Annotated in this window: 3 protein-coding genes; 2 read left to right on the top strand and 1 reads right to left on the bottom strand. The window is 51.0% G+C overall.

Going from position 1 to position 11,018, the window contains the following annotated elements; genetic code table 11:
• Positions 1-489: 489 nt before the first annotated feature.
• Both V0288_RS24345 and V0288_RS24340 read left to right on the top strand, forming a co-directional pair.
• Entirely contained in the window at positions 490-8,826 is an 8,337-nt protein-coding gene (locus V0288_RS24345) for a LamG domain-containing protein (RefSeq protein ID WP_332867789.1), read from the top strand.
• Positions 8,827-9,140: 314 nt separating this feature from the next.
• Positions 9,141-10,646: a hypothetical protein gene (locus V0288_RS24340; RefSeq protein WP_332867788.1), complete on the top strand. Its 1,506-nt coding sequence runs from the start codon at positions 9,141-9,143 to the stop codon at positions 10,644-10,646.
• A gap of 238 nt (positions 10,647-10,884) precedes the next feature.
• On the opposite strand, the gene V0288_RS24335 is transcribed toward V0288_RS24340, so the two are convergent.
• Positions 10,885-11,018: IS1 family transposase (locus V0288_RS24335; protein ID WP_332867790.1), on the bottom strand; the 134-nt coding region annotated here is incomplete at its 5' end.

The raw sequence follows: 11,018 nt of genomic DNA, 5'->3' as shown, positions 1-11,018 counted from the left end.
TAATTGGTTCGCACACTGTTGCTACTGTACCTCATCTATCTGAGAAAGGCTGTAGATTATAAAATTCAAAATTGCTGTTTCTAATAATCATATATTTTTAAATTTCTTAATATCTCGAATTTTATCGATCGATATTACCATATAAATTCGTTCCGAGGTCAGGTCTATGGCGATCCCTACGTGAGCGCGACCCTGCTCATCGATTCATAAATCTATACATCAAGTGTCGCTAAACCGTGCTAAGCTTCTATTCAAGATCGCGCGGGTTGTTTTTTGCGGGAGTCGATCTAAAAATCTGTTCAAAAGAATAGTTTCCGCTATTTGCTGGCGTGTGTCTTGAGTGGTTAACTGTCGGGTAACCGAAGAATTTATAGTGCCATCAAATCGAAAAAGTCCGCCAACCGGTTTTTCATTCTAGCGATTAGCGAGCTAGAAATTTTCGCTCTCGTCTTTATTCTTTGGCTATCTTATCCAGAATCGAGGTCAATCATGGTCTTGTTGCGTAACTTATCTGCCAGTTCTATCAAATATTTGAATAGCGTGACCCACGAGGGGAAAGTGGTGGTCTTCGCCACCGATGTCAATGGCAAAATTTGGTACACGATCAAACAAGACGGTTTTGAAGATAGTTATCTGAACACCCCCGCGGCGGAGAGAACCGGGTGGGAAAATTGGCAAGAGTTAGCCTTTCCCGACGAGGCGGAAGATCTCTCGGTGATTAATCGGGAAAAATTAGAATTCACCGATCGGGAAAACCCCGATCGATTCGTGATCCGATCGCTCTACAAAACCGGCGATCGAAGCGCGGTCGCTCCCGTACAGGCGATTTCCGCCCTCGATCACGTTTACGTTTTCCGGCAATCGAAATCGAATACCCTGTTGGTCGATCGCTTCGTCCTCGACGCGATGACCAATAAACTCATTCGCAAGTACGAGGTTCGCTTCAAGAGAAGCCGCCAGAAATACACTCCCACTAAAAACATGACGAAAGGGAGCGGTGGACTCAGTAACGTGGACACCCTAGATTTTCGGGATACGAATAATAACTTTTTCTACGAACCGACCACCGAATTAAGCCTGGTAAACAATCTACAAAACGGGTGGTTTTCCGTGGTCTCGGTCCCCACGATCGAGAACGACGTGTATCGCTGGCACATCTTCGCCTACAACCGCGACACCCGGAAAGTAGAACTCACCACCCTCCGCGCCTCCGAGGAAGGACTCTTCGAGGTCAGAGACTATAACTTTTTTGAACAAGATAAAGAGTCTCCCGAATTGCGTAAAATTCCGGGAGTAATTAAAAGAACGCTGGACACCGGGGGATTAAAAATTATCAACGGTCTATCGGCCACCAAGTACGACATACAGCAGGAACAGGAAACCCAATCGGGAGACAAACAACTGCTGAGAATGGAAACTCGGCTGATGTTAGTCGTCGCCACCGATAAAGGCGCGGTGTCCTTGAGTTTCCACATCGCCAAGGATGGACTTCTAGCGGAAGCCGATAGCAAGGGGATTTCCGAGAATCGTCAGAAAACGATCCGCGCGCGAATCCAAGAATTATTGTTACCGATCACGGTTCTCGATGAAGTGAAAGCGTTCGCCGATCTGACCCCCCCCCCTCACGGAAAGATTGTCGGTCTAGAAGAGGGAACGAAAGGAGACGGTGTGGAAGATCTGGTCACGATCGTCAGCGATCATTCCGTGGGATTAGACAGTGGAGATCTGGTCACGATCGACGGGAACGAGGACTATCAGGGTTTCTATCGTCCCAAGGTGGTCGATAAAGACCGATTCGAGGTAGAACTACCGCGAAAATTAGAACATTTAGGATCTTGGGATAAACAAGAAGCGGAAGGGGATGAAGGCGGTTTCGTGTTCGACGGCATGATTACCGCCTACAAGGTAACGCCGGAAGGGAAATTACAAGTTACCTGTAAAGATCACGGGATCGAGGACGGGGACGAAGTACATATCATCGGCACGGATTCCTATAACCACACCTATCCCATCCGGAAAATCGACGATACTCACTTCGCGATCGAGAAAAAATGGCCGGCCGGGGAAGTTCTCGACATGAGAGTATTGGGCCGGAAACGACGCGGGATCGTCTTCGACGGGGTGGATGATTATATCGAACTGCCGGAGATGCGTTATTCTTTCTTCGGCGGGATGACCGTGGAAGCGTGGGTCTGGTACGACGGTTTTCAGCCCTCCTCCCGGATTATCGACTTTAGCGACGGTTCGATCGAAAATAGTCTGGTTCTCGGCAATCGGGATTCTAGCAACGATCTGACCCTGACGGTGTACGTCGGGGCGAGTCCCTACACGCTCGCGGCCAAGGGGGTACTGGAAACCGGCCAATGGATTCACCTGGCGGCCACCATCGACGCGTCGGGCAATGCCAAACTCTACAAAAATGGGGTAGAGATCCAGGCGGGACAGATGGAGAAGCCCCCCACCGTCAAGCGCGGGAAAAATTATCTCGCCCGCAGTAGCACGGCGAATAACGGTTATTTTCAGGGCAAGATCAGCGATCTCCGTCTCTGGACGACCGCCCGCACCGGCGAGGAAATCAAGAATAGTATGTACCTGCAACTGACGGGTCAGGAAACCTATCTAGTCGGTTACTGGCGTTTATCGGGAATCGCTGACCGAACCGTTCCCGATTTCGGGGTTCACGTCAACGACGGTCAGGTCTATGGCGATCCCTACGTGAGCGCGACCCTGCTCAAACGCGCCCTCAACAACGGGACGAAAGCCGTCAAATATAGCAATCCGGAACTCGTCGCGGTGAGCCGGCGAACCGTCTACGAGGAAAGTTTCGAGTTCAAGGTGAACCCGGCGAACGCGGTTAGTTTCGACGCTTCCGGTAACGTCGTCGATGGGCAGGGCAAGCCGATTTTCACGTTCGCCTACTGGGGGAAATTAAGTCGTAGCGCGGAGGACAAAATTGTTATCAAAATCAAGGACAAGGCGCGTACTTTTGAGGATCTAGGGAACGGTTGGTATCGGGCCGCCTGTCGCGTCACGATTCCCGACGGGGTCAGTATGTTACGTTGTTTCGAGATCGCCAAGGTTTCCGGGGATTGGGAATCGTTAGAAATCCGGAAACATCGTATCGCCTCCGTGTCGAATAGTATCACCGAGGCGAGTTACACCCAGAACTTGAGTAATTTAAAATCCCTGGCAGATAATCAGGCAACTCTATCGGCTAAATTACGCCAGATCTCCCCGAAAGAGCAACAGCTAATCGTCGCCTTTAAGGAGCGGCAAGATCTGTTAAAGATGATTGCATCGCTAGAAATGCCTAACGATCTAGCCATCCAGCAAAAACAGGCGGAAATCGCCAATCAACAGGCACAAGTTAACTCGGCCGCCGGTAATACGAACTACTGGAGGGAAGAGAGTAATTACTCCAGACAACAAGCCATCTTCTACGACAGTTCCGGATTGCAGGGTCGTACCGCGAGTTACGGACTCGGGCAATATTCGGGTAGTCCTTTCTATGTCCTCGGGTCGGTCCGGGTCGAGCCGGGGCTGAAAGCGATCCTGAAAATTTACTCCATGGGTGGCAACAACTCGGAGATGACGATCACCAGAGATGATGGTGTGCTATTCTCGCGGCTTATGGGACCGTTGCCAGGGTTCATGCAAGTTACGGGTATCGAGATCCAAACGAAAAACGGCAATAGAGATCCCAACGCGATTCAAGCCGCTTTCAATGACGCGCAAACCAAAGAATCACAACAGAGAAATCTGTTGAATAAACTTCAGGGGGAGTTGGATAATTTAAGGGCGAGCGAGGCTTCCCGAGTCGAACAATTGCGGAAATGTAAAGAGCGTTTACCTCAAGTGAATACCCTGATCACCCAACTGGAAACGGAGTTAAATACTCTCCATTCAGATCTTCTGAGCGGGGTACAAAAAAACCGGACAACGCCTCAAGTTATGCCCGAAATTAGCGAGGACGAGCGAGGTCTGGTCATCAACGGCGCTCTCCTGGATTTCGTACAGCCCGCCAGCCGGATCGACACCCTGGAAACCTGCGAGGGGAACGTGCAATTGAGCTATTTCGATAGCGACGGGCGAATGCGACAAACGAACTTCGACGCGACCGCCGATAGCCGGAATGCCGCCTTCGAGCAATGGATTCCCGACTCGCTCCGGGCCTGTTTGAACTTCGCCGGAAAAGATAGCCGGGTCACGTTAACCTACCCGATCGCCCTGCCCGAGAATTGGACGATCGAGACTTGGTTTGTCTATCCCTTACCCGAGACACCCGATTGGAACACCCTAGCCAGAGGGAAGGTGAACCACTTCGTTCTCGTCAAGAACGGCAAGCAATTAGGATTTTTCTGCGCCGATCCGAACGGCATACTGGGAGAATCTTTTTACCCGATCGATTTCGATATGCAGACTTTATCCGCGGGTTGGCATCACCTCGCCGCGGTCGCCAGGGAGGATACCCAGGTATTCTATATCGACGGAAAAAAGGTGGGGGATACCAAGAGCAAGGCTCTCGCCGACGCGCCGAAAGACTCCCAGAGGGCGAAAGATCTCAAGGCCGCGAAAATCAAACTGACCGGGGACGTGTTAACCTTCGGCGGTTTTACCTACGCTGGCAACGGACAGCCCTTCGGAAAATTGGCGGAACTGCGGTTTTGGGGCGTTGCCCTCAACGATGACGAGATCGCCATGAACAGCAAAACCGTCCTCAGTGGCAATGAGCCGGGATTACTGGCTTACTATCCGCTCGATGAGGCGACGGGCGACACCGTTCGCAACGGGACCGGCTTCGCCAACGATGGTAAAGTGTCGAATTTAAGCGATCGGGCGGTTAGCAATAGCCTCGCGAGCGCCCCGGCTTCGAGTAGCGAGTCGATCGGTCTCCCGGTCAACAAAGTCCTGAAGTTTGACGGGGTAAATGATGCTATCCGAGTTCCCGATCACGCGAATTTGCAGATTACCGCCTACACGGTAGAGGTCTGGATTAAACCGAAGCCTCCTAGTCAAGAATGGACCGGGATTATCGGCAAACCCGGCCGTAATTTTAACATCTGGCTTCATAATAATGGCTTTATTCACCATCGGTTTCATACTCCCTCGTCAACCGGTGATGGGATTCCCAATACTCCCAACGGTTCCGTCAGATGGGATGAATGGAATCACATCGCCATCACCAACGATGGCAAAATCGCCAGAACCTATATCAACGGTAGCTTAGCGGCGGAAGGGTTTGTCAGTTCCGGTTTGATCGTGGATAAAACCCCTTTGTATATCGCTTGTAATCTAGATTCCGGACAGAGCCATTATTTCAACGGGTCAATGACCGAAGCTCGGATTTGGAAAGTGGCTCGCTCTCAAGCGGAAATTCAAGCGGATATGAACAAGCGTCTGATCGGTAAAGAGGGAAACTTGGCCGCGTACTATCCTTTAGTCGAGGGGATTAACCAACAAGTTGTAGACCTAGTTACCAACAATCCGGGTACGCTCGTCGAGGCCGTTAGCGTCGAGGATCGGGCTTTACCGATCGGTTTACCGGTCAACCAAGTCCTGAAGTTTGACGGGGTAAATGATTCTATCAAAACCGAACTCAAAAATCTGAGCGGTAACGAGATCACCGTTGAATACTGGTTCAAGGGGAAAACTCTACAGTCGGTGGTGCGACAGCAACAGGGAAACAATTATCTCATCTCGGGCTGGCAACCCTCCCGCCCCCTACATATTCTCTCGTGGGATGGAAGTACGAGCGCGGGGCTTCCGGTGGGCGACGCGGCCACCGATGGCAATTGGCATCATGTGGCCGTGACCTGGAAACGGAACACGCCCAACGGATTCGTTAGCTATCTCGACGGGGTAGTGGTCGGGCAAAGAAATAGCGCGGACGCGGCCATCCCGGCGACGAACGAATCGGTTTTTATCGGCTCGTACTTGGGGGTTTCCGAATTCACGGAAGGTCAACTCGCGGAGGTTCGTATCTGGAATAAAGCCCGAAGCGCGACGGAAATTCGGGCGAACATGAACACGCGTCTGACCGGCAAAGAGGCCAATCTGATCGTCTGTTACCCGCTCGATAGCGTCCAAACGGAAGGCTTCACGCGAAAAGTTCTCGATCTCTCGGGCAACTATCCCGGTACCGTCTTCGAGGCGATTCTCGTCGAGAACCGTGCCCTACCGCTCGTGCCGCCACCGCCACCGCCACCGATCCTCCCGACCAGTTGGGTATCCTGCACCGCGCCGATCGGGCATCCCGTTTGGAAAACGCTAAAATTTGACGGGGTGAACGATCATGTACGACTACCCGAAATGAGCGCGGATTTCTCCGGCGGTTTCACGGTAGAAGCCTGGGTTTGGTACGACAGTTTTAAAAACTGTTCCCGAATCATCGATCTCGGCAATGATGCCGGCTCGGATAATATTCTCCTGGCGAATTCCGGGACTTCCGGCCGACTGAGTTTCAATATCTATCGGGGAAGCACCGCGCAGGAGACGATCACGCCGAACGCGGTCCTGGAGATCGGGCGATGGATACATCTGGCCGCCACGATCGACGGCGCGGGGAACGTGAAACTGTACAAGAACGGTCAGGAGATCCATTCCGCTAAAGTCCAACCTCCCAACTCGCTCAAACGGACGAAAAACTATATCGCCCGGAGTAACTGGTCTGCCGATAGCTACTTTAACGGCCGGTTGAGCGAGATCCGCCTCTGGAACAAAGCCCGGAGCGGGGCCGAAATTCAAGCGGACCTGAACACGCGTCTGAGCGGCAAAGAAGCCAATCTGATCGCCTGCTATCCCCTCGATCGAATTCAGGTAGACGGTCCCACCTCCAAAGTTCTCGATCTCGTCGGTAACTATCCCGGCACGGTGACGGAAGCCCTCCTCGTCGATGACAACACCCTACCCATCGCTCACGATGCCCTCATTTCCGCCGAGTACAGCACGGTCACGATCGACCCGGTAACGGGGGCCAAAGTCGGGCTGATGCGGCGATTCCTCGCCTACCCCGCGAGCGACAGCGCGGAACTCCTCGCGGACAAGCGCGTGGAAGCTTTAGAACTGAAATGGATCGGGAACGCCCAGTACGCTCCCACGCTGTTAGGGTACATCGAGGGGTCCCCCCCGATTCCCAGCGAGAACCTGACCGTACAAGACGATTACAACGGCGCGACCTCCGTGGAATTGGTCACGTCCGAGGACGTGTCCTATAGTTGGAATCGATCGCAGGAGTCGGGCCTGGGATCGACGCTAGAGGCCGGTCTCGGCGCGGGCGGGAGTACCTCGATCCTGACCGCGCCGCTGGGAGTGGGAACGGCGATCGATATCGAGATCAAGGCCAAGGCGAAAATGAATTTCGATTTCAACTACCAGTTCACGAACGCCACCAACATTACCTCCAGTTCCTCCCTCAGCGTTACCGATAAACTGGAATTGCGAGGCACTCCCGAAGAGACCCCGCACTTCCCCCATCTAGGGAATCGTTTTATCCCCAAAAATATCGGCTACGCTTTGGTCGTCTCGGCCCTGGCGGACGTGTTCATTACCCGACTCGCCCGCAGTGGCAAAATGATCGGCTATCAGGTGCAACCCGTGGAGGGAATCCCCCCCGATGTGAACACGATCACCTTTTTAATGAATCCCGCCTACACCATGAACGGTAGCCTGGACGGGTTAACGGGGACCTCCCCCACCAGCACTCGCTTTTTCCGACAGGTGAGCGAGATGCGCGCCCAGTACGGCTCCCTGTATCCCGCCAGTTACTACCGTCTCAAAGAGGCCTATAACCTCAAACAGGCGATCGAAAACGAGGACAAACGCCGGGAAGCGTACTTCGCCAATTTCGACGTGCGTACCGTCGATGAAGCTTCGCTCGATCGGGGGATCGACAGCGGGGACGCGCCGGGGAGTATCAACCTTCAGCGAGAGGAAGACAAACCCGGCGCCACCGCGGACGACAAAGCGGCCGCGCAAAACCAACGGGTAGAGGAGGCCAATAAACAAGCCGAGGCCTCCGCCGGTCAAGGCTCCGAGGAGGCCAAGAAAAAACAGGCGGAAATCCAGAGCAAAATCGGCGATCGAGAAAAGCAGGCTCACGCTACCGTGGCTTTCGCGGGCTGGCAGAAACGCATGGAAGCCCTGCAAATCAAGGCGGGTAAACGGAATATCGTCAATACCTACGTCTGGGACGCGGACGGGGGACTACGAACCGAGCAACAAAGCTTCGCCAATACCGTCGAACACACGATCGGCGGTTCCTTCTCGATGAACGCGGCGATGGGGATAGATTTAGACGTTGAGGCTTTCGGGATCGCCGTCAATCTAACCGCCCAAGCTACCGTCAACCTCACCCAGACCATGACGAAAACTTTGGCTTCTAGCAAGGGTTTTCAGTTAAACGTGGATCTGAACGGGGTGGAATGTAAGGGGATCACGAACTACAAAGATCTGCCCGTGATGCCGGGGGAAAAGGTCGATCGCTATCGTTTCATGAGTTTCTATCTCGAAGGTAGCACCAACAACTTCGCCGACTTTTTTAACTATGTCGTCGATCCCGAATGGCTGGCCAGCAATGACGAGGAAGCCCGGGCCCTGCGTCAAACCCAGGCGGGTAAACCGAACAAGGCCTGGCGGATTCTGCACCGCGTCACCTACGTGGAACGCCCCGCGTTGATGGGCTTCGGGCGGGATGTCCGACCGGTAGAGTCCGAAACGCTCGATCGGGCCACATCCGAAGTCGTTCAATATTTTGAACAACTCGATCGGAAACAGCGTTTACTGGAAGCTAAAATGGATGAAATTTTAACGTTACTGAAACGGAAATAACCCGGTTCCCCTCCTTGAGTTCATCTATAATTCCTTTAAGGAGGGAACAGGAACTATCGACTCGGGACTAGGAATCCTAGAAAGTGAGAATCGGACCGGCGATCGAGGATTGTAGAGATAGTTCCCGATTTTCAACCGTGGATTCTTCGCGGGATTACAACCGATGACATTAAGGAGGGGACAGGAACTATCGACTCGGGACTAGGAATCCTAGAAAGCGAGAATCGGACCGGCGATCGATAATGATAGAGATCGTTACCGATTCTCGGCGGTGGATTTCTCACAGGATTACAACCGATGACCAGGAAGGGAAAATGGATATTCTCGCCAAGCAACAAACCACCTATACCGTGTTAATTAAACGATTCGGCCCCGAGGTAGGGCTGGATATAGATTTATACGAGAAAGTCACCAACGGGACAGCCACCGAAACGGAAAATATCGACTATCAAAAAAAAGCGGACTCCCTGACGGAAAGAGTTCAAAGATTTTATCGAGAAACCGATGTCGCCGCTCTGGATAAGATGCCCGATGAGGATGTAGATGTTTTAATCACCATGTTAAACACCGGCTTTACCGTCACTCAAGAGCAAACCACCCACATTACCAAAGTTATGCACAACTCCGTAATGGAAAGGAGGCTCACGGAAGCTACCTCTAATAATAAAGTTTCGGTCAACGGTTTCATCGGCTCGTCGGAGGCGACCGACGCTCTCTCGCCCCAGCAACAGGCGACGACTCTCGGTCTAGATTATGAATATCGCGATAAACAAACTGGAGAAATTAAAAAAGATTTCTTGCTTCAAACTGGAAAGGATACGAATGGAAAACCCCTGCACGAGCCGATTCCCCAAACCTGTTACCTGAAAATACCCTATACAGAGGAATTAAAAAAGAACACTCTCATGACGCTAGATGTTCGATTATACGAGAAAATTATCGATCGCTCTAAAACAGCGTCCGAACCCGTCGCGACGATGGCAATGGAAATCGCAACGAGAGATGTCTGTTTGAAATATAAATCTCATCCTTCAGAATCCGAGGAAGAAATCGAACGAAATTGCAAAGACTACTCGGACAAAATTTCTAAAAAACTGTTTGAAGAATCTATCGGTTCCGAAAAATCTAACCCTAAAATTACCGCCGACAAACCCCCTTTTACAGGGCTAGGCTTTTCCAGTTTCGGCGAGAACATCGGAACGGGTTTTATGAACCTGCATCCCGAAATGAATATTTCCATCAAGTTGGACGAGAAAAATTATCACAAATTGATCGGATCTAAAGAGATAGAATTTTACGCTAAATTCGCAAAAACTAATACCGATTTAGATACTTATCATCCGCAAGGATCTACAGACGTTCTGATCGGTAAATGGAACGGAAAAAAAGTGACTATTCCTGACAAAGCTAAAGAGGAATACGAAAATAATTTCCTCCGGGTCAAAGAGAAATTTTCCGAAGAAAATCAGAATAAACTCAGATCGACAAAACTGTCTTTGGATAGAGTTGTCAATACGAAGAATCGGTCTGATGAGCCAGTTGAAAAAGATAACTTATCTGAAGAAGTCAAAAAACATATTAAAAAACGCGCTCATCAAATTCTCAGTAGGAACGCTAAATTAAGCGATCGATCAAGAGAAGATTTTGAGGAACAGCATAAGAAAAAAATCAAAGAAGAAAAAATACAGGGTAAAAAATTCGGACTCAAAACTCTGAACGACAATATAAACTTAAGCGTTCAACAGTCTAAGAGAAAACGAAAAAAGAAATCCTCCGATAGCGATGATTCCGAGTCGTTCCCTACCTCGAAAAAAACGTGATCGCTGTATCGGAATGCGGCTAAAAGCCTTGCCCGATAAGGAACATCAGGAAGTAAAAAAGATAGGTCATCACTCCCGACAAAACCTATCCGGGGTTTATCTAGTAACGGATGTTGTTGGTGGATGGCGGGGAGAAACCCGGAACACCGAGCCTGTCATTATCTCCGTACTATTCGCGGGACAGAGAGTGAACGGAAGAACGAATAACTCGAACCGATCGTTTCCCCTTTAGGTAGTGCTAAACACGTAATGATAAATCCAAAGAGGAATTATAGTAATGGATAAAATACCAGATCGCCCCGATGTGATTTTCTAACGATTTGGAAAAAGACAGAGTTTTTCGGACTAAACGAGACACCCTCTGTCGTAGGG

It is taken from the genome of Pannus brasiliensis CCIBt3594 (assembly GCF_036688125.1).
In the GTDB taxonomy this organism is placed as follows: Bacteria; Cyanobacteriota; Cyanobacteriia; order Cyanobacteriales; family Microcystaceae; genus Pannus; species Pannus brasiliensis.
The sequence above is the reverse complement of the archived record's forward strand: the minus strand, read 5'-3'. Positions and strand labels throughout refer to the sequence as shown.